The sequence below is a fragment of the Priestia sp. SIMBA_032 genome (assembly GCF_046535215.1).
In the GTDB taxonomy this organism is placed as follows: Bacteria; Bacillota; Bacilli; order Bacillales; family Bacillaceae_H; genus Priestia; species Priestia aryabhattai.
Genome location: NZ_JAWRXD010000687.1, coordinates 1 through 271 on the forward strand (window position 1 = coordinate 1; position 271 = coordinate 271).

Below are 271 nucleotides of genomic sequence, written 5' to 3' on the forward strand. Positions count from 1 at the left end.
CGGGTGGTCCGGGTGCGGCAGGATTCCGTTGGCGTCGACCTGCTGGCTGGAATACGACTGGACGCCCACCCAGTCATCGCCGCGCGATCCTTCGAGGTACAGGTCCTCGTACGCGTAGCGCACCTCGGCCAGCTTCTCGTCATTGCCTGGCGCCGCGGTGAGGGCGCCGTTGGCGATCGTCCAGCCGACCTTCGCATCGGTGCGTTCCCGGACGATCTCGCGCACGGCGTGGTGAAGTTCCACCATCCGGTGACCGAACCGCGGCTCGGGT

Annotated in this window: 1 protein-coding gene; it reads right to left on the reverse strand. The window is 67.9% G+C overall.

All coding sequences use genetic code 11. The features are described from left to right. Window positions 1–271: hypothetical protein (locus SB717_RS36020; RefSeq protein ID WP_410907784.1), on the reverse strand; the 271-nt coding region annotated here is incomplete at both ends.